Source organism: Inhella sp. (assembly GCF_041912635.1).
Classification (GTDB): domain Bacteria; phylum Pseudomonadota; class Gammaproteobacteria; order Burkholderiales; family Burkholderiaceae_C; genus Inhella.
In genome coordinates this window covers 147,167-168,161 of sequence record NZ_JAYRMO010000007.1, presented here as the reverse complement: position 1 = coordinate 168,161, position 20,995 = coordinate 147,167, and the positions used below count along the sequence as shown (strand labels likewise).

The window sequence follows — 20,995 nt, the reverse complement described above, 5'->3', positions numbered from 1 at the left end:
CTACGGCTTCGGCGCTTCCGCCCAGCTGTGGATCTCGGGTAGCAATGTCGACAACATCATCATCGGTGGCTACGACAACGACTACATCGAAGGTCGTGACGGCAGCGACTTGCTGATGGGTGGCAATCTCAATAACCTGCGCAACCCCAACCTCATCAACATCTGGAACAACGGCCGTGATGAGCTGGTCGGTGGCGCTGGTGGCGACAACATCGTCTTCGAAACCGACGGCGGCATCTACGAAGCCGGTACCGTCCAAGACGCCGATGACGGCGAAGACGACACCCTGTGGCTGACCAAGAACGCCTTCGGCACCAAGACCGCTTCGGACGTGACCACTGACGGCACGGTTCGCATCGATCTGGCCGTGGGTCTCAGCGGTGGTCTGGCCAATGCGGCTGGTTATGGTGGCGCCGACAAGAACTATGTCGACGGCAGCTACACCTCCGACCAGACCAACTACAAGGCCGGCTTCAGCCGTGCCCAGGTGCAGGATTTCAACAGCGTGATCGCTACCGGTCTCGGCGCTGTGGACTATCTGGCTGCGGGTGCCAACGATCCGGAACTGCAGTTCAACAACCAGCAGAACCATCTGGCCTTCATCGGCAACCTGGACCTGCGTGGTAACGGCAGCGACAACGTGCTGTACGCCACCGCTGGCGCCGACGTGCTGGAAGGCCGTGCCGGTGACGACGCCCTGTCTGGCGGCGACGGCAACGACGACTTCTACTTCTTCCTGCAAGGCGAAGAAGGCGACGGCGTGGACGTGATCCACCGCCAGACCGACGACGGCCACAACCTGTGGACCGGCGACTACGAGCGTGACTTCAACATCGGCGGCACCAGCACCACCGGCCCGTCGAAGCTGATCGTTGACCTGGGTACCACCAATCTGGCCTCGGCCGATGTGGCCCTGACCTCGTTCACCATCAAGATCGGTGGCACCTCGTTCGCGGTGACCAACACCACCGCCCTGCTGGCCGCCAACAGCGCCGCCGAAGTGGCTGCCCTGGTGAATAGCGCCTACCAAGCCATCGATGCCAAGGTCACCGCCGTGGCCGTCGGCAACACCATCGTCGTGACCGACACCGGTGGCCGTGACATCTCCGACACCGTGGCCGAAGGCTACGCCGTCGGTGGCGTGGTGTCGAACGGTGCCTTCTCGGCCCTGGCGACCTACCAGGCTCCGGGCACCCAGACGACCAAGGACCGCCTGATCTACAAGGCCTACGAAGACCGTCTGGACAACGAAGGTGTGGACGACGACTCCTTCATCGGCAGCACCATCACCCTGGGTTCCGACGCTTACGCCGAAGACCTGGTGATCTGGTTCGGTGACGAAGACGGCAACGGCAAGGCCACCACCCGCATCGCTGAAGACCAGTCCTACGCCCTGACCTTCACCAACCTGACCACGCAAGACAAGGTCACGGTGGAAGTGAACGGCGTCAAGTACTCGCTGCAAGTCGGCGTGGACTTGGACGGCAACATCATCGGGGGCGAAGACGGCGTGGGTGACACCCAAGCCGCCATCCAGGCCGCCTTCCTGACCCGCCTGACCGCCTTCATCAACAGCTTCATGGACGATGACACGTCCGCCGGCGCTGTCGATGCATCGCTGGCTGGCAGCACCATCACCCTGACGCAGCGCACCTATAACGGCGAGCAGACCGTGTTCATGACCCGCCCGGTCGTGACCCTGCAGAACCTGTCGGGTGGCGAGCCCGCCAAGGTTTCCGTTGCCAACACCTCGCAGCACGAGCTGGAACTGCTGGACTTCGACGGCCGCAATGGCGAGCTGAACGAGACCAACGTCCTGTTCGTGGGCCAGGAGTTCGTGAACCGTTCGGAACTGTCGACCGCGCTGAACGCCGGCGGCACCCAGACCGGTTACGAGGCTGTGCTGATCGACGTCGGTGCGGACAACCTGCAAGACGTGGTCTTCGGCACCACCACCGCCATCCCGAACAACACCGCCACCAATGACAACCTCGCCAATGAAGGCGCGGTCGGCAAGGGCTGGTCGGTGCACGGTGATGACTTCATGCTCGGCGGCGCTGGCATCGACACCATCAGCGGTGGCACCGGTGACGACCGCATCGAAGGCTCGATCGGTGGCAATGGCACCACCACCTGGGACGTGCTGGACGGCGGCAAGAACTTCTACTCGGTCCAGGTGCTGGGCGAAGCGCAAGCTCGCGTCTACATCCTGAACAAGTGGGAAGCTGCCAACCCCAGCAAGGTCACCGCGCTGAACAGCATCGGCACCATCACCGCCATCACCCTGCTGAACCAGAACGAAGATGGTTTCGGCGTGATGTCCGGTGTGTTCGACGACACCCTGCAGTTCTCGCAGAGCCGCTTCACCGCTGGCAAGACCAACTTCACCATCACCCTCGACAACTTCACCCTGACCGGTGGCGTGGTTGAGCTGCGCAACGACGGCGCGGGTACCGTGATGGTCGATCTGGACGGTGACGCCACCACCACGGCCGACCGCAGCTGGACGAAGTTCACCAACTTCGAAAACATCCGCACCGTGTCGGGCGTGGGCAATGCTGTGGCCGGCGACGGTCAGGGCACTGACACCCTGGACGTGCAAGCCCTGTCCTCGGCCACCACCGGCGCCAATGGCATCTCGTACAACCTGACCAATGACAACCTCGGCGGCGCCGGTGGTGACAAGGGTTCGGTGATGTACAGCGCCAACGCGCACGCCAGCCTGACCCGTCCGGCCGCCACGGACTTCGAGTCCCTGGTGATCAAGGTTGACGGCGTGGAGAACGTCATCGGTGGCACCGGCGACGACCTGCTGCTGATCGACGAAACGGAAGCCGCCAAGAACAACACCTTCACCGGTGCTCTGGGTGACGACCGCGTCGAGTACCAGAACGCGTTCGCTGGTGAAGCCACTCCTGGCGTTGCCGAGCCGACCGTCACCATCAAGGTTGACAACGTGGCTGCCTCGCTGGGCGGCACCGACACCGTCACCATGACCGGTGGCCGCGTGGGCACGACCGTGGCGACCGACACGCTGAATGGCGTGGAGTTCATCACCCTGGCTCAGCGCACCGCTGCTGGCGTTCGCGAGAACGACGTGCTGGACGTGACGGCCATGACCGCTGGCGCCATCGTGAACTACAACGACGGCACCGTGCGCGCTCTGGACAACTCGCTGCACGTGACGGTTGAAGGCATCGACGAGATCGAAAACATCTGGGCCGATGGCAATGACACCGTGATCGTGGCCGATGCCAACATCATGAGCGGCAACCAGCGCGAAGACACCGCCAACGCCACCGCGTCGACGGATCTGGCCCTGGCCACCTTCATCGACTTCGACACGCTGAACAGCAACAACAGCCGCAAGTCCTTCATCAGCCAGTCGGCTGCTGAAATCGACAACGTCGTCAACCAGAACCAGTTCAAGTTCAACCTGAGCAAGACCGGTTCCGGCGTTGACACCGACACCGTCGACTACAGCACCGCCAACGACAACATCGCTGTCGTGGTTGAGTTGGATGCCACCAAGCCGAACCAGTTCGTCATGGTGGACGGTGATGGCGCGACCTTCTACAGCGGCGGCGCCGGCGATCTGGAAAACGCAACCGACCGCGTGGACCAACTGGTCAGCGTGGAGCGCATCGTCGCCTCGCTGGGCGAGTCGGTGCTGGACCTGACCAGCTCGACCAAGGGCCTGGAAATCAAGTGGAGCGCGTTTGACGTCGCCAACCAAGTGGCTTCCCTGGACCGCGATGTGTACAGCGTGCGCATCTCCGACCTGACCTCGGCCAGCCCGCTGCAGCGCACCTTCGTCGAATACCGCGACGCCGGCCTGAGCGGCACGGTGACCCAGGGTCAAGCGACCTGGAACCGTATCGAAGGTAGCGACAACGCGGAAGTTGTGGTGATGAACAGCGCCCATGCCATGGACGCCGACACCTTCAACCTGCGCGGTGGTGCCAACCAGGTCAAGTACAACGAACTGACCAAGTCGATCACCCTGACCCTGTCGGTGTCCGACTTCGTGGCCGCCACCCCGACCACGACCGGCCTGATCACCGGCACGGTGCAATTCCAAGACGGCACCGGTGCCGGCGTGGAAGGCCCGTACATCGCTGGTTCGCAGACCCACACGATCCGCAGCTACACCGCCAACAACGGTATCGCTGCCGGTTCGCTGCGCGTCGCCGCTTCGCAAGACGCGGAAGACACGCTGAAGATCAACGGTTTGGATTCGAAGGTGTTCCTGCTGTCCGAAGCCGGTACCGTCGACAACCAGATCACGGTCAAGCTGGGTAGCGGCACTGCGGCGAACTCGGTCGTCCTGACCGGTTTCGAACTGGTGTCGGATGCCGATTCGAACGACGTCTACGACTTCGGTTCGCTGATCAATGCGGCCTCGGGTCTGAACTTCGTCGACAGCGGCGTGAACGACCATGACACCGTCAAGGTCGGCAACGACGCCGTGGGCTTCGACGGTACCGACGCCCTGGGCGGCGGTGCAGTCAACGCTGCTGCCACGGAAATCAGCCTGCAGGCCATCCGCGACAACGGCGCCCTGGCCGCCACCGGTTTCGACTTCGACGTGCTGGACATCACCAAGGTGACGGACAACACCGTGACGACGATCTCGGGCGCGACCTCGGGTCTGACCGACTGGACCACTGACGAACTCGTGTTCGGCAAGATCCAGAACATCACCTCGGCGCTCGACTTCGAAGCCGTGGTGCTGACCGAAGCCACCATCACCGAAAACGGCACGACCTTCACCCTGAACACCACCACGAATGCGCTGGTGGCCGGTGCGAAGAGCGTGGCGCTGACGGACGGTGCCAACACCCTGAGCTTCGGCGGCACGGTGCTGGAGCAAGCTGCTGCCCCGAATCATCTGCGTGCCGCGACCGATCTGAACGCCACCAGTGGCGTGACGGTCAACGTGGTGGGCGATGAAGATGTCAACATCACCGGCGGCAATGGCAACGACACCATCACCACCAAGGGTGGCGATGACGTCCTGCGCGGCGGTTCGGGCAACGACACCCTGAACGGTGGCTTCACCGCCGCTGTGGGTGCCAAGTTGGTGGTCACGCTGACCGGCGGCGCTTCGGCGTTCACGGCCAACGGTGACAACATCACCATCGCCGGTGCCACCCTGACCGCTGCTGCCGCTCCGGCCGCGTTTGATCCCTCGGTGATCTCCAACCAGATCCTGACGGGTTCGGATTCCGACCAAGTGGGTGCTGCCTTCGCTTCGCTGTCGCTGTCGACCTGGGTCACGGCTCTGCAAGGCGCTGGTGCCACCGCTGCTGAAGCCGGTGCCTTGGCTTCGGTGACCTACGACGGTGTGGCGAACACCCTGACCTTCCAGTTCAACAACTCGGCTGCCGGTTCGACCCTGGTGGCTGCTGATGTGGACTCGGCAGACCTGACCGGTGGCACGATCACCGCTGTGGAAGCCTTCACGGCCTTCACCGCTGCGATCGAGTCGCAGGACCAGTACGTGTTCGAAGCCACGGCTGCGCTGAACGGTGTTGACACCATCAACAACTTCAACAACGCCAACGCTGCGACCGACGACACGCTGGACTTCCGCGCCTTCCTGGGCGGTGCTTCCAGCCTGGGTGCTGCTGCCAACTTCGTGACGACCGGTCTGGACCTGTCGGGCGCCGCGAACGTGGGTGTGGTGTGGAACAAGGCCTCGCTGAGCGCCAGCGACATTGCCACGGCTGCTGCCGCCGGCAAGATCGCTGTCGAGAACAACGGCAAGGCCGTGGTTCTGGTGAGCGCTGACGCCGACGGTGCTTCCGACGCGACGAACGACGCCTACAAGGTGTACTACATCGAGGACACCAACACCGGCGCCGGTCAGACCTGGGTGGTCACCCTGGTTGCGACGATCAACAGCAACACCGAGTTGAACGCCGCTGACCTGGTGGACGGCACGGACGGCTTCATCTAAGCCAGTCTGCGCAGGGGGAGCGGCTTCGGCCGGTCCTTCAGGCAAGATAGTTCTGAAACCGCCGGGGCAACCCGGCGGTTTTTTCCTTTTTGTGAGACGGGCCCTGGTTCCCGCTCCTGCAGAATGCGCCGCCCTCAAGCGGTGAGTTGACCCGCTGGCAGCCCAATCGGCCCTGCCGGCCTACAAGGTAGAAATAGCAATGGCAAACAAGCAAATCGTTTTCGCCGACCGTCTGGTGGGCCTCTCTCTCCAGAACGGGCTGGTCCGCATGGACCTGGCCGTGAACGCCGGCCAGGTCAAGAACAAGGAAGGCAAGACCGGCCAACGCATGGAAGTCACCACGCAATTGGTGCTGCCGCTGGATGCGTTCGCCAATGCCGTGGCCATGCAGCAGAACGCCCTTAAGCAGGTGGTCAGCCGCGCCCAGCAGGGTGCCGGCAAGGACAAGCCGGAAGCCAAGACCGAGGCTGAGGCTGAGAAGCCTGCCAAGGCCAAGAAGTAATCCGAAGTCAACCGACTGCTGCGCCCCGCCCAACCAGGCGGGGCGCTTTGCCTTCATGCTCAAGCACATCCGACTGCGCTACGACCCGATTGCCGACCGTCTGCTCCTGGATCTCCAGATGGCGACGCCCCAGGGCGGGCTGGAAAGCCATCTGCTGCACTTGACCCGGCGCATCGTTCACCGCTGGCGAGGCGAGCTTCAGGCCATGGTGGATATGTCAGCCGAACTGCCGCAGCGCATGGACCCGGCGGCACGCGCGGCCATTTCGCAGGCCCACCACCAGGCGATGTCTGCGCAGGTGAATGCCAGGACGGAGCCGGCTCCCCCCGCTGAGGCGGAAGTGCAAGGGGAGCCCCCGCGCCTCGTCACACGCATCGGCTGTGGCCGGCACAAGCTGGACGGTCGATGGGTGCTGCAGTTCGAGTGCCAGACAGGTGCACCGCTCACCTTGGTGCTGGGCACCAAGACGCTGCACGGGTTGGTGGACGCACTGTCGCGCCGCGTCCAATCGGCCCAATGGGGCCTGCCGGCCGTCGCCACCGAACGGCAAGCCGTCAGCGCACCGCCTCCGACCGGCGGCGCATTGCACTGAATTCCTGAACAGGGGAGGGCGCGGCCCCTTCAGTTGCAGATACAAACTGAGCTGGACATTTCATATAGGACACCTATATGATCCTGCTCCTATATGAAAAGCCGAATCCGTCTGCAGCTACAAACCAGTGCGTCGCAACACGCGCGCCTGGTGGCCTTGCAGCAGGCGTTCGCGCAGGCCTGTAACGAGCTGGCGCCGATCGTGCAGCAGACGGCCTGTTGGAACCGGGTCGCCCTGCACCACATGGTCTACAAGGCCATGCGCGCGAAGTTCCCCGAACTGGGTTCGCAGATGGTCTGCAATGCCATCTACTCGGTTTCGCGCTCCTGCCGCCTTGTGTACCAACACCCCGGCAGCCCCTTCAATCTCCAGCGCCTGGGCGGCAAGCCCCTGCCGAGGGTGCACTTTCTGCCGCAGTCCCCGGTCTATTTCGATCGCCACACCCTCAGCCTGAAGGGCGGGCAAGTTTCCATGTTCACGCTAGACGGGCGCATGCGCTTCAGCCTGGCGCTCAGTGACGCCGACGAGCGGCGCTTCCGCACCGAAAAGTTGTGCGAAATCGTTCTCAACCAGCAAGGCGGGCAGTTCTGGCTCACCTTCCAGCTCGACGACGGGCAGGCGCCCGAGCTGGGTTCGGCTGAAGAGGAGCTGGACGCCACCCCGGCCGCCCGCGGCAGTGAACTGCCTGAATACATGCTGGTAATCGACGACGCGCCGCACGCCGCCATGCCGACTTCGGTGCCGGCTGTCTCTCTCACCATGACCTCACCATGAGCCTTCCGCAAAAGTCTTCAGCCCCGCCCTCCGAGGCCCCCGTGAAAGACGCCCTGCGCGAGCAACGGCCGTACTTCGCTCAGGCGGCGCGCCTGAGCGCCGTCATTGGCGTGTTCGCCCTGGCGCCGTCCTGGTTCATGTTCGAGGTCTATGGCCGCGTGATGGACAGCCGCAGCTATGCCACGCTGGGCTGGCTGCTGCTTGCTGTCGCCGGCGTGTATGTCGTCATGGAGCTGCTCGAGGTTGCCCGTTCCCGGGCGCTGTTTGCAGCCGCCGAGCGCTTTGACGCGCAGTTGCGCGAACGGGCCTTCAACGCCACCTTCGACGCCAATCTGCGTCGCATGCCCGGTGGCACGCCCCAGGTTCTGGCCGACCTGCGTGCGATCAAGGACTTCATCCCCTCCCTGGTGGTGACGGCCCTCATGGACCTTCCGGCCGCCGTGCTCTGCCTGGTACTGCTGTTCGCGATGAGCCCCTGGCTGGGGGTTCTGGCGGTGGTGGGCATGCTGTTGCAGGCCCTGCTGGGTTGGGTGACGGAGCGCCGCACCATGCCGTTGCTGTCGGAGGCGACGACCGCCTCCATCGAAGCGCAGAACTATGCCGCCGGAGCGATGCGGGGTGCGCAGGTCATTGAGTCCATGGGCATGCTGCGCGCCGTCCATGGCCGATTCATGGAGCGCCAGAAGCGCTTCATCACGCGCCAGGCAGCGGCTTCGGATACCGCGGGCCTGACTTCCATGGCCGCCAAGCTGGTGCAGACCATTCAGGGCTCCCTGCTGCTGGGCGCCGCCTGCTACCTGACGCTGCACAACGGCATCTGGGGCGGGGCCAGCATGATGATCATCGCGTCCATCCTGGGCGGACGGGCGCTGGGTCCGTCGGTGCAGCTGGTGTCGAACTGGCGCGCGGTGGTGAACGTTCGTGACGCCTACAAGCGCTTGAACAGCCTGCTCGTGAAGCTGCCGCCGACAGAGCCGGGCATGCCCCTGCCAGCGCCCAAGGGCGTGCTGACCGTGGAGCAGGTCGTGGCCGCCCCCCCGGGCAGCGCCGTGCCCGTGCTCAAGGGCGTGAGCCTGGTGGCCGTGCCGGGTGAGGTGACGATGATCATCGGCCCTTCGGCTTCCGGCAAGACGACGCTGGCGCGCTTGATCATGGGCCTCTGGCCGGCGTCGGCCGGCAAAGTGCGCCTGGATGGCGCGGACGTCCACGCCTGGCACAAGTCCCAACTCGGACCGTACCTGGGCTACCTGCCGCAGGGAGTGGAGCTGTTCGATGGCACGGTGGCGGAGAACATTGCCCGCTTCGGCAAAGTGGACATGGAAGAAGTGCGGGCGGTTTCGGATCGCGTCGGCATCACCGCGATGATCGAGGCACTTCCAGAGGGCTTCGACACGCGCATCGGCGAGGAAGGCGCCGTCCTCTCCGGGGGGCAGCGCCAGCGTCTGGGCTTGGCCCGAGCGCTTTATGGCAACCCCAAACTCGTGGTCCTGGATGAACCCAATGCCAGCTTGGACGAAGCCGGCGAGAAGTCCTTGCTGGCTTTGCTGATGAACCTGAAGCAGCAAGGCACCACGGTGCTGGCCATTACGCACCGCACCACGCTGCTGCCCGCGGCAGACAAGTTGCTGGTGCTGAATGAAGGTCAGGCGGCGATGTTCGGGCCTCGGGACGAAGTGCTCGCAGCGCTGAAGAAGGCCAACGAGCAGGCGCGCGGCCAGGCCGCGCAACAAGCGCAACAACGCATGCAGGCCGCCCAGCCGGCCGCGATCACGGGGAGCCCCGCATGAATACCGCTGTCGTGAGCGCCGGCGCACCGGCGCCGCAGTCCACGGTCCAAAGCCCGAAGCTCGGCTTCTTTGAGCGCAGCGAGCTTGGGCGCGCGCTATGGCGCTTTCGCCGCGAATTGCTGTGGGTCTGCATCTTCAGCTTTTTCGCCAATCTGCTGTCGCTGACGTCCACCGTGTACATGCTGCAGGTGTACGACCGCGTCATGCTGAGCGGCAATGAGCTGACGCTGGCGGCCCTGAGCCTGCTTGCCCTGCTGTTCTACTTCGTCATGGGTTTCGCAGAGTGGCTGCGCTCGCGCTTGCTGGTGCGGGCTGGAGCCCTGTTCGATGACCGCCTCAACACGCGCGTCTTCAATGCCAGCTTTGAGGCCCGGCTGCGCGGCATGGCCAAGAACCCTCTGCAGGCCCTCGGGGATCTGACCAATCTGCGCCAGTTCATTACCGGCAGCGGTGTATTCGCGGTCATGGATCTGCCCTGGATGCTGGTCTACGTGGCGGTGCTGTTCCTGATGCATCGGTGGCTGGGCTGGGCGGCGCTGGCCTTTTGCGTGCTGCAGCTGGCGATGGCCCTGGTGAGTCATCGCCTGGTCTCGTCGCGCCACAAGAAGGCCCAGGAACTCAGCCTGGAGACGAACGGATTTCTGCAAGCCAAGCTGCGCAATGCCGAGACGGTCGAAGCGCTGGGCATGCTGGGCAATCTGCGCCGTCAGTGGCTGTCGCTGTACGAGCGACAACTCCAGGGGCAGGCGGATGCCCAAGAGCTGCAGCGGCGCATTCAGGCGGTGACCAAGTTCGTGCAGTACTTTCAGCAATCGCTCATCCTGGCCATTGGCGCCGTGCTGGCCCTTCAAGGCAGCATCAGTGCCGGCGCCATGATTGCCTCCAATGCACTGATGACCAATGCGCTGCGCCCGATCAGCATGGTGGTGGGGCTGTGGAAGCAGTACGTTGAGACGGCAGCCGCCTATCGCCGCCTGGAGCAGGTGCTGGCCGATAACCCGGTACGCGAATCGGCGCCGGGAGACCGCAGCCTGCACGGCCAGATCAGCCTGCGCGACCTGAGCGCCAATGCACCCGGTCGCAAGACGCCGATCCTCAAGAACCTGACCATCGATTTCAATCCGGGAGAGGTGGTGGCCATCGTCGGTCCCTCAGGCGCCGGCAAGTCCACTTTGGCCCGCTGCTTGCTCGGCATCTGGCCGGACACGACCGGCGAAGTGCTGCTGGATCAGCGTCCGATTGCCCAATGGTCACGCGAAGACCTGGGGCCGCAGGTGGGTTACCTGCCCCAGGATATCGAAATGTTCGAGGGCACGATTGCCGAGAACATCGCGCGCTTCGAGAAGGTCGACCCGCAACAGATCATCGAAGCGGCGCAGCGCACCGGCATTCACGACATGATTCTGCGCCTGCCCAAGGGCTACGACACCCCGATGGGCGAGGCCGGCGGTCTGCTCTCGGGAGGTCAGCGTCAGCGCATCGGCCTGGCTCGAGCGGTGATCGGTGATCCGGCCATCGTGGTGCTGGATGAACCCAATGCCAATCTGGACGACGTGGGCGAGGCCGCGCTGATCCGGGCTGTCAAGGACCTGAAGGCGCGCGGAAAGACCGTCTTCATGATCGTGCATCAGCAACACATCCTGGCCGCGGCTGACCGCGTGCTCATTCTCGAAAACGGCCAGATCAGCCGTTTCCTCCCGGTGGTCCATCAGCCCGCCCCGCAGAACAACCCGCAAGCCTGAGCATCATGAGCATCAACACCACCGCTGTGGCGGCCAACGCCGCGGACGTTGAAGACGTCGAACTGAAAACCGATACCCGACCGGTCATCCGACTGGGCTTCTGGACCCTCATCGTGGGCTTCGGCCTGTTCCTGGCCTGGGCCGCCTGGGCTCCGCTGGGCGAAGGCGTGGCCGCACAGGCGCAGGTTTCGGTGGAGACGCGCCGCAAGACCATCCAGCACCAGTCTGGCGGCGTGATCCGCGAGCTCAAGGTCAAGGAAGGGCAGGAGGTCAAGGCCGGCGACGTGTTGCTGGAACTCGACGATGGCGCGACCCGCGCCGGCTTCGAGGCGATCCGCCAGAACTACTACGCCCAGCGCGCCCACGAGGGTCGGCTGATGGCCGAGCTGTCTGGCGCGGCCACCATCCAGTTCCACCCTGACTTGCAGAACGCAGCCAAGGATCCGGTGGCTGCGCAGCACATGGCCGTGCAACAGAAGCTGTTCAGCGCTCGCCGTGCGGCGCAGGCGGCTGAGGTGGCTGCTGCGGAACAGGCGATTGCCGGTTTGCAGGGCCAGTTGGCCGGCGTGCAGCAAATGCTGGTGACACGCAAGCAGCAGGCCGAGATTCAGGCGCGCCAATTGGGGAACATCCGTGCCTTGGCCGAGGAGGGCTTTGCGCCGCGCAACCAGGCTCTTCAACTGGAGCAGACGCAGGCCGAGCTGCGCGCCTCGATGACCGAGATGGAATCGCAAATCCAGCGCTTGCACAGCGCGATTGCCGAAACGCGTTTGCGCATTGCCCAACGACAGCAGGAGTATTTGAAGGAATCTTCGAGCCTGCTGGCCGATGTGCGCCGCGAGGTGCAGGCCAATCAGGAGCGCATGGCAGCGGCGTCCAACGAGTTGGGCCGCACGCAGATCAAGGCACCGGTGGCGGGTCAGATCGTTGCCTTGGCGGTGGCGGGCCCGGGTGGTGTGGTGACGCCCGGACAGCGCCTGATGGATGTGCTGCCGCGCGGCGAGGCCCTGCTGCTGGATGCGCGTATCTCGCCCCAGGTGATCGACCGCGTCAAGGCCGGCGATCTGGTCGAGGTGCGTTTCAGCGCCTTTGCGAACTCGCCGCAATTGGTCGTGCACGGCAAGCTGGCCTCACTCTCGGGTGATGCGCTGACCGAGCAGACGGGCAATGGACTCATGACGTACTACTTGGCCCGAATCGAGCTGACGCCCGAAGGCATGAAAGCGCTGGGCGATCGCCAGGTACAACCCGGCATGCAGGCCGAGGTGCTGATCAAGACCGGTGAGCGTTCGCTGCTGACCTACCTGCTGCATCCGCTGTTGAAGCGTGTGGCGGCCTCGATGACCGAGGAATGAGCATGAAGCGCCTTTTTCGCAGTGCCATGGCTGTGGCGGCCTGGCTGGCCCTTTCGCCAGCGGCCCAGGCCATGAGTTTTGGCGAGGCCTTCACCGCCGCACGCCAGAACGATGCCCAGTACCGAGCCGCCGGGCATGAGTTGGAAGCTAACCGATTGGCCGTGCCGGTGGCGCGCGCGGCTCTGATGCCGAACGTGAGCATCAATGCCTCACAGCAGGAGGTCGAAGGCTGGCGCAAGTCCCGCAACGCGAACAACCAGGACATGCGACTGCGACTGGAATACACGTCGCCACAGGCTTCGGTCGGCATGCGCATGCCCATCATCAACCGCGAGCTGGGGCTGCGGGTGGAGCAGGCGGGTGCCCAGGCGGAGTACGCCGAGTACCAGTACCAACTGCGTGGCAACGACCTGGTGGACCGGTTGGCCAACGCCTACCTGACTGTGCTGTTGGTCGAGCAGACCAAGCTCCACGTGGACAAGCTCGTGGAGGCCCTCGCTCAGCAGGTAGCTCAGGCCCAGCAGCGCTTGGCACGTGGTGAGGGCACGCGGGTTGAAGTGGCGCGCGGCCAGGCTGAGTTGGACCTGGCCAAGGTGCGCGTGCTGGAGACGGACGACCAGGTGCTGCTGGCGCGCCGCCAACTGCAACGCCTCACGGGCCAACCGCTGACCCAGGCGCTGCAGATGCCCGCGGCGGTGGATCCGCCACCGCTGGAACCGCAGGGCCTGTTCGCCTGGCTGGAGCTGGCCAACCGCCAGAACCCCGCATTGAAGGCGCGCGAGCAAAGCCTGGAAGTGGCCAAGCTCGGTGTGAAGCGCAACCGCGCCGCCCATTTGCCGCGCCTGGATCTGGTGGCCAGCTACTCGCAGAACGAAAACGAGTCGGTCAGCAATCTGGGTCAGAGCACCACGCAACGCGCCATCGGGGTGCAGCTGAACATTCCGATCTACTCGGGTGGCGGCGTCGAGGCCAGCGTGCGCCAGGCCGTGGCCGATCGCTCGCGCGCTGAAGAGGAGATTCGGTTGGAGCGCGAGAACGTCGAGATCGAGGTGCAGCGCCAGTACCAGCTGACGCAGAACGGTGTGGAGCGCATCAAGGCGCAGGAACGCGCCGTGGCTTCGGCGGAACTCGCCGTGACGGGCATGCGCCGTGCGCTGGAGGGCGGCGTGGGTACGACGGGCGACTTGGCCGATGCGCTGTCACGCAGCTATGCGGCGCAGCGCGAGCTCGCCCAGGCCCGCATTGATTACTTGCTGGCCCGCACCCGCTTGATGCTCAGTGCCGGCTTCGGCATGAGCGAAGTGGCCCAAGAACTTGACCGCCTGCTGGCCCTGGCGCCGGCGGCTTCCACGACGGCTGAGAAATGACGATGCGTCCGATCCTGAACCTTCTTCTGGGTGGCCTGCTGCTGGGCCTGAGCGCCTGTGGCGGCGGTGGCGGCTCCGCGGGTGGCGGCGGCCGCCCCTCGGTCACCAACATCAGCGCCAACCCGGTGCAGTTCGGCCGCACGATGGTGGTCTCGGTCAGCGGCTTCGAACTGGCCGATGGCGCCATCCAGCTCGACGTGAGCGACGGTGGCTGCGAGGAGCTGACCACCGTGACAGGTGGCACGGAGACTCAGCAGCAATTCACCTGCAAGGTGGCCAATCTGGGTGCTCTGCGCCCGAAGGTGCGCGACGCCGACGGCAAGCTGCTGGCCGAATTGAGCCTGAACGTGCCCATGCCCCAGGTGACGATGCGCATGACGCAGGGCACGCGCACCGGCACTTTTGTGGTGGAGCTGGACCCGGGCGCGGCGCGCAGTACGGTGCGCAACTTTCTCGACTACGTCAATGCCGGCTTCTACACCAGCACGCTGATGCACCGTGTTGAACAGGATGTGGTGGCTCAGGGCGGGCTGTACACCAATAACGCCCAGCGTACCGCCAAGACGGCGCTGTTCCCACCCATCAAGCTGCAGGCCGACAACGGGCTCAAGCACCTGAAGTACAGCCTGGCGATGTTCCATGGCGCCGAGCCTGATTCGGCCACCTCCGAGTTCTTCCTGAACCTGAAGGACAACCCGCAGTTCGACTTCGGCGTGCACCCGCAGGGCTACACGGTGTTCGGCAAGGTGATCTCAGGCTTCGAGATCGTCGACGAGTTCAGCAAGCTGCCGGGCCGCACGGTGCCGCTGGAAGAGCCCTTCGCCTTCCTGCCGGATCCGGTGGTGGTGATCACCTCGATCGTGCAGACCCGCTGAGCCGCATGGTGTTGGGTCCCAGCCGCGCGCTGCATTTGGCCTGGCCGCTGGCGCGCCGCGACATCGCGGCGCGCTATCGCGGCAGCATGGCCGGCCTGTTGTGGACCCTGATCGGCCCCCTGGCCATGGTGGCCATTTATGCCGCCGTGTTCCAAGGCGTGTTCAAGGCGCGCTGGCCGGGCAGCGGCGGGGCAGAGACCGATGGTCTGGCCTACGCGCTGCGCCTGTTCGCCGGGCTGATCGTGTTCGGTGCCTTTTCCGAAGTGGCGGGCCGCGCCACGCGGCTGATGCAGGACAACGCCAGTCTGGTCAAACGCGTGGTGTTCCCGCTCGAACTGCTGGCCCTGGCCCTGGTGCTGCAGGTGGCTGTGCACATGGCCGTGCAGCTGGGCCTGCTGACCCTGCTGGCCGTGCTGACGGGGGCGGGCCTGCAGGCTTCGCTGTTGTGGTTGCTGGTGCTGCTGCCCTGGGTGCTGGCGCTGTTGCTGGCCGCGGCCTTGGCGCTGTCGGCGCTGGGCTGCTATTTGCGTGACCTTCAACACTTGGTGCCGCTGGCCATGAGCGGGCTGCTCTTTCTTTCCCCCGTGTTCTATCCACTCGATCAGGCGCCCGAGCTGCTGCGCGGCCTGCTCTGGCTCAACCCGCTGACGGCGCCGATCGAGGCGATGCGCGCGGCCTGGTTCGGGCTGCCGATGAACCTGGAGCTGCTGGGCCTGCAGGCGCTGGCCACCGCGCTGGCGCTGCCGCTCGCCCTGTTGCTGTTCCGCCGCCTGCGCCCCGGCTTTGCGGACCTCGTCTAGCCATGCAGGACACCGGTATCGCCATCGCCCTGTCCGGCGTGGGCAAGAGCTACACCCTGGAGCAGCGCCCCTGGCACCGCTTGTGGCAGCAGTTGCTGGGCCGGCCCATCCATGGCCCGCAACACCATGCCCTGCAGGGCGTGAACCTGGAGCTGCGCCGTGGTGAGGCGCTGGGGCTGATCGGCCGCAACGGCGCGGGCAAGTCGACGCTGCTGCAGCTGGTCTGCGGGGTGCTGGACCCGAGCACCGGCACGCGCAAGGTTGAAGGTCGCATCGCTGCGCTGCTGGAGTTGGGCGCGGGCTTCAACCCCGAGCTCACCGGGCGCGAGAACGTGCGCCTGAACGGACCGCTGCTGGGACTGAGCAGCGCCGAGATGGAGCGCCGCCTGCCCGAGATCATTGAATTCGCCGGCATCGGCGAGTTCGTCGATCAGCCGGTGCGCAGCTACTCCAGCGGCATGTTCGTGCGCCTGGCCTTTTCGATGGCGACCTGTGTCGAGCCGGATGTGCTGGTCATCGACGAGGCCTTGTCCGTCGGTGACGGCGTGTTCGCGCGCCGCTCTTTCGATCGCATCATGGCCTTGAAGGAGCGCGGCGCCACGGTGCTCTTTTGCTCGCATTCGACCTACCACGTCGAGGCGCTTTGCAACCGCGTGCTCTGGCTGGAACAGGGCCGGGTACGCATGCTCGGACCGGCTGCTGAGGTGGTGGCGGCCTACAACGACTACATCGGCGGCGAGACCCATGGCGGCGAGGGCAACCCCCTGCGCACCGGCGGCGTGGCACCCATGCAGGGCGCCGATGAAGTGGCGGGTGCGGGTGCGCACCCGCCGCCCTTCCGCCCGGGTGAGGGGCGCATCCTTTCGCTGCAGGCGCGCGCCGGCCAGCAGGTCGGCCGCCACCTGAAGTTGCACAGCGGCCGCGAGGACCTGGTGCTGGACGTGGCCTTCCAGGTCGACCCCGCACTGCCCGCGCCCAGCGTGCTGATGGCCCTGGCTACGCGCGCCGGTACCCTGGTGGCGAGCGCGGGCACGCACAACGACGGCCTGGTGCTGGAGCGCGACGCGCGCGGCAACGGCCGCGTCAGCCTGACCCTGCCCAAGCTGCCCCTGCTCAAGGGCGAGTACGTCATTGACATCTACCTCGCGTGTGAGCGCGGCCTGCACTACTACGCCACCGCGCCCTGCGCCTTCGAGCTGCAGATGACTCAGGACGGGCTGGAGCAGGGCGTGGTGAACCTTGCGCAGCGATGGAGCTGAGCGTGGCGCCCGAACCGCGCCTGGTGTGGGTGGACACCCGTCATCGCGACGCCGTGCGCGGCCTGTTCGAGGCCGTGTTCGGCCACCCCTTGTCTGCGGCCGAATGGGACTGGAAGTACGGCGAGGGCCGTGGTCAGGCACTGGCCCTGGAGCAGGACGGTGTGCTGACCGCGCACTTCGGCGGCCTGAGCCGGCGCATCGTGCACAAGGGTGAACTGCGCTGGGCCTGCCAGGTTTGCGATGTGGCCGTGGCTGCGCAGGCACGGGGCTCGCTGCGCCGCAAGGGGGCGCTCTACACGCTGGCGGCCGGCTTTCTGGAGGCGCAGATCGGCTGGCAGGCCAAGCACCTGCTGGGTTTCGGTTTCCCCACCAACCGGCACTACGTCGTGGCCGAGCGCCTGGGCCTGTATGGGCCGGTGGACGAGGTGCATGCGGCGCAATGGCCGGCGCAACCGCTCCCCGCTTGGCGCACTCCGCGCCTGCAGGCCTTGGGTGCGGCAGACTTGGCAGGCGCCTGGGGGCCCCAGGTGGACGCACTGTGGGCCCGGATGCGCGCCGGCTTGGCCGAATGCACGCTGGGCGTGCGCGATGCCGACTGGCTGGCCTACCGCTACCTGCGCCACCCGCGCTTCCAGTACCAAGTGCTGGCGGTGCGCACGCGCTGGCGCGGCCGGCTGCTGGGTGTGGTGGTGCTGCGCGCGCATGCCGAACATCTGGAGTGGGTGGACCTGGTGGCCGCGCCGGCCGATTGGCCGCAGTTGCTGCAGGCGGTGCGCGCACAGGCGGCACAGCAAGGCCTGCCGCGCGTCGAGGTCTGGAGCACGCAATCGCAGCTGCCGCGCTGGCAGGCCCTGCAGCCGGCAGAAGTCCGCTCGCTCGGTATCCAGGTGCCTGGCAACACCCATTCGCCCGGCCCGGAGCTGGAAGCCCAGCGCGGGCGCTGGTTCCTGATGGCTGGCGACACCGATTTCCGATGATGAGGATCCTGCACGTCACCCGCGAGCACGGCACCGACCGCCGCTACGGCATCGGCCGCAGCCTCGGCCCGGTGCTGGCTGCGCTGGAGGCGCGTGGCCACGCCGTGCGCTACCTGACGCAGGACGAGCAGAGCGAACGCGGCAAGGCCTGGCAGCGTGAGTGGACGGCGCGTCTGGGAGCCTGGGGCCTGCGCCTGGCCGGCCCACCCGGCCAGGTGCTGAGTGCCGTCTGGCTGGAGCGCTTGAACATGGCCCGCCTGGCGGCCAAGGTGGCGCGCGATTGGCAGGCCGACGTGGTGCATTTGCACGACCCCTGGATGGCCTGGGGCTACCGCTGGGCGCGCCGCTTCGTGCCCGGTGCCACGGCCCGCTGGGGCTTCACCGAGCATGGCTTTGGCTGCTACAGCGACGCCACTGGCGAGGAGGGTGTGCCCTACTCGCCGCGCCTGTTGCAGCGGCACCGGCGCATCGAGGCCGGCGTGCTGGCGCGGGCCGCATTCGTGGTGTGTCCCACGCAAGCCGCACGCGCGCAGTTGGCGCGCGACCTCGCGCTGCCGGAGCTGCCCCCGCATTGGCATGCGGTGCCGCACGCCGCCCCACAGCTCAGCTCCTGGCCGGACCGCGCCGCCGCGCGCCAGCACCTGGGCTGGAGCGCGGAGCCTTGGCAGCTGTTGGCGGTGGGCCGCATCAACCCGGTCAAGCGCTTCGACCTGCTGCTGCAAGCCGTCATCGAGGCCGCGCGCCAGCGCCAGGCGCACGGTCAGTTGCGGCCGCTGCGTCTGACCTTGCTGGGCGAAGGCGATTCCGGCCCGCTGCAGCAGCAGTTGCAGCAGGCCGGGCCGCTGCCCCTGCAGCTGAACGTGCAGGCGGTCGCTGACGTCTCGCCCTTCCTGCATGCGGCCGATGTCTACCTGGGCACGGCGCGCAACGAGTCCTTCGGCCTGGCCAATCTGGAAGCCCTGGCCGCCGGCCTGCCCGCGCTATGCGCAGCCGCCGGCGGCGTGCCCGAGGTCACCGGCGGTGCCGCCTGGCTGCTGCCCCCGCAGGGTGACAGCCTGTTGCCTGCGCTGACCCGCAGCCTGCTCGACCTGCTGGAGCAGCCGGCCCTGCGCGAGTCCCTGGCCCAGGCCGGCCGCCGGCACGCAGCCAGTTGGCCCGACGCGGCGGCCGTGGCCGCACGCTATGAGGAGATCTACCGTGGCCTCTGCTGACGCGGACCTGTGCGCCTTGCCGCGGCCCTTGCCGCTGGAAGCGGCGCGCCGCGTGCTGGTGCTCGCACCGCATCCGGACGACGAGAGCATTGGCTGCGGCGGCCTGCTGGTCCAGCTGGCCGTTCGCGGCGTGCCCACCCAGGTGCTGCTGGTGTCCGATGGCTCCGGCGCGGGCGAGTTGCCACCCGGCACGGCGCAGGCGCGCCAGCAGGAGTTCCGCACCGCGCTTCAGCTGCTGGGCGGCCTGGAAGGCGAGCTGCTCGGCTTGCCCGACGGGGCGCTGGATCGGGTGATCGATCTGCCGACGCAGCTGCGCCGCAGCATCGAGGCCTTCGCGCCCGATTGGGTGTTCGGGCCCTCGGCACGTGACCCGCACCGCGACCACCGTGCCGTGGCCGCTGCGCTGGCCCAGGTGCTGCCCGATTGCCCCAGCGTGCAGGCCGCCTGGAGCTACGAGACCTGGACCGCGCTGCCTGCCAGCCACGTGCTCGACATCGGTGCCGAGCTGCCGACCAAGCTGACCGCGCTGCGCGCGCACCGCACGGCACTGGCCTATGGCAATTACCTGCAGGCCACCGAAGGTCTGGCGCGCTACCGCAGCCTGTTGCTTGGGCGTGCCGATGCGCAGGCCGCCGAAGCCTTCGAACAGATCTTCAGCCGGGCTTCCGAGAGCAAGTCGGCGCCGGAGCCGCTGGCGGCTCTGCCCGCCGCGGCGTGCGACCCAGGGCCGGTCTCGGTGCTGATCCGCAGCATGGACCGCGACAGCCTGCCCCAGGCCCTGGGCTCGCTGGCCGGCCAGGGCGTGGACGAGCTGGAGGTGCTGGTGCTCAATGCCAGCGGCCGCCCGCACCGGCCGCTGGCGGCCGAGCTGCCGGCGGAGCTGAGCGGGCGGGTGCGACTGATCGAGCCGTCCGCCGCGCTGGACCGCGCGGCCGCGGCCAATCGGCTGCTGAAGGAGGCGCGCTTTGACGCGCTGCTGTTCCTGGACGACGACGACGAGCTGCTGCCCGGCCACCTGGGCCGGCTGGCGGCCGCCCTGCGTGCTGCGCCGGCTGCCGCGGCGGCCTATGGCGACGTCGAGTACGGTCGCTGGCAAGCCGGCGACTGGCAGCCCGAGCACCGCTTCGCCGCGCCCTTTGACCGCTGGCGTCTGCTGTTCGAAAACTATCTGCCCATCCACGCAGTGCTGTTCCGCCGCCTGCCCGGGCTGCGCTTTGACGAAGGCTTCCCGGTCTTCGAGGACTGGGACTTCTGGCTGCAGCTGGCCGAGCGCGGGCCCTTCCAGCATGTGCCCGGTGTCGGTGCGCGCTATGTTGCCGGTGCGACGCAGGGTTCCGGCGTGTTCGAGCAGCGCAGCCGCAACGAGGCGCTTCGGCAGACGCTGTACGCCAAGTGGCTGGTGCGCCTAAAGGCGGCCGAGGCCGGCGACCTATTGACCTATGTGCGCGAGCTCTACCAGGCGCACGGACAGTTGCAGGGTGAACTGGTCACTGCCAGCGCCGGCCATGTGGCCACCCGCCAGGTGCTGCAGGCACGCGAGGCCGAGTTGGCCGATTTGCAGCAGGCGCGCACGGATCTGCAGGTCGTGTTGGCCGCACGCGAGCAGGAGATCCGCAACGCGCTGGTGGAGCAGGACAGCCAGCGCGCCGTGCGCGCCGCGCGCGAGACCGAGATTGCCGCGCTGCACGTCCATGCCCAGGCACTGCAGGCCGAACTGAATCAACTCCAGGCGCTCACGCCCTGGCAGTCCTTCCTGGCTGCCTGGCGTCGCACCAAGCCCTCCTGAACTCCC

14 protein-coding genes are annotated in these 20,995 nt (G+C 66.5%); all 14 read left to right on the top strand.

The features are described from left to right. On the top strand, positions 1–5,962 hold a 5,962-nt coding region (locus ACE3QP_RS06220), incomplete at its 5' end, for a hypothetical protein (protein ID WP_374434468.1). Positions 5,963–6,161: 199 nt separating this feature from the next. After that, positions 6,162–6,464, top strand: a complete 303-nt coding sequence (locus ACE3QP_RS06215) for a hypothetical protein (RefSeq protein ID WP_198111796.1) — start codon at positions 6,162–6,164, stop codon at positions 6,462–6,464. A 55-nt stretch (positions 6,465–6,519) separates the two neighbouring features. Continuing rightward, positions 6,520–7,056, top strand: a complete 537-nt coding sequence (locus tag ACE3QP_RS06210; RefSeq protein WP_374434466.1) for a hypothetical protein — start codon at positions 6,520–6,522, stop codon at positions 7,054–7,056. A gap of 93 nt (positions 7,057–7,149) precedes the next feature. Next, complete coding sequence (locus ACE3QP_RS06205; protein ID WP_198111794.1) at positions 7,150–7,830, top strand: hypothetical protein; 681 nt, start codon at positions 7,150–7,152, stop codon at positions 7,828–7,830. After that, positions 7,827–9,617, top strand: coding sequence for a type I secretion system permease/ATPase (locus ACE3QP_RS06200; RefSeq protein WP_374434464.1), 1,791 nt, complete (start codon positions 7,827–7,829; stop codon positions 9,615–9,617). Before ACE3QP_RS06205 ends, ACE3QP_RS06200 begins: the two co-directional genes overlap by 4 nt. Further along, on the top strand, positions 9,614–11,359 hold the full coding sequence (locus ACE3QP_RS06195; RefSeq protein ID WP_374434462.1) for a type I secretion system permease/ATPase: 1,746 nt from the start codon (positions 9,614–9,616) through the stop codon (positions 11,357–11,359). Before ACE3QP_RS06200 ends, ACE3QP_RS06195 begins: the two co-directional genes overlap by 4 nt. A 5-nt stretch (positions 11,360–11,364) precedes the next feature. Beyond that, complete coding sequence (locus ACE3QP_RS06190; protein ID WP_374434460.1) at positions 11,365–12,714, top strand: HlyD family type I secretion periplasmic adaptor subunit; 1,350 nt, start codon at positions 11,365–11,367, stop codon at positions 12,712–12,714. Positions 12,715–12,716: 2 nt separating this feature from the next. Next, positions 12,717–14,081, top strand: coding sequence for a TolC family outer membrane protein (locus ACE3QP_RS06185; RefSeq protein ID WP_374434458.1), 1,365 nt, complete (start codon positions 12,717–12,719; stop codon positions 14,079–14,081). Then, on the top strand, positions 14,078–14,956 hold the full coding sequence (locus ACE3QP_RS06180) for a peptidylprolyl isomerase (RefSeq protein ID WP_374434456.1): 879 nt from the start codon (positions 14,078–14,080) through the stop codon (positions 14,954–14,956). Before ACE3QP_RS06185 ends, ACE3QP_RS06180 begins: the two co-directional genes overlap by 4 nt. A 5-nt stretch (positions 14,957–14,961) precedes the next feature. Continuing rightward, the gene (locus ACE3QP_RS06175; protein ID WP_374434455.1) at positions 14,962–15,756 is read left to right on the top strand and encodes an ABC transporter permease; all 795 of its coding nucleotides are present in this window, start codon (positions 14,962–14,964) and stop codon (positions 15,754–15,756) included. Positions 15,757–15,758: 2 nt separating this feature from the next. Beyond that, positions 15,759–17,015, top strand: a complete 1,257-nt coding sequence (locus tag ACE3QP_RS06170) for a polysaccharide ABC transporter ATP-binding protein (protein WP_374434452.1) — start codon at positions 15,759–15,761, stop codon at positions 17,013–17,015. Beyond that, positions 17,006–17,992 (top strand): hypothetical protein, encoded by a 987-nt coding sequence (locus ACE3QP_RS06165; RefSeq protein WP_374434450.1) that lies wholly within the window; start codon positions 17,006–17,008, stop codon positions 17,990–17,992. Before ACE3QP_RS06170 ends, ACE3QP_RS06165 begins: the two co-directional genes overlap by 10 nt. After that, complete coding sequence (locus ACE3QP_RS06160; protein WP_374434448.1) at positions 17,992–19,203, top strand: glycosyltransferase family 4 protein; 1,212 nt, start codon at positions 17,992–17,994, stop codon at positions 19,201–19,203. Before ACE3QP_RS06165 ends, ACE3QP_RS06160 begins: the two co-directional genes overlap by 1 nt. Then, positions 19,190–20,989, top strand: a complete 1,800-nt coding sequence (locus ACE3QP_RS06155; RefSeq protein ID WP_374434447.1) for a PIG-L family deacetylase — start codon at positions 19,190–19,192, stop codon at positions 20,987–20,989. The genes ACE3QP_RS06160 and ACE3QP_RS06155 overlap by 14 nt, the downstream gene beginning before the upstream one ends. Positions 20,990–20,995: the final 6 nt, after the last annotated feature.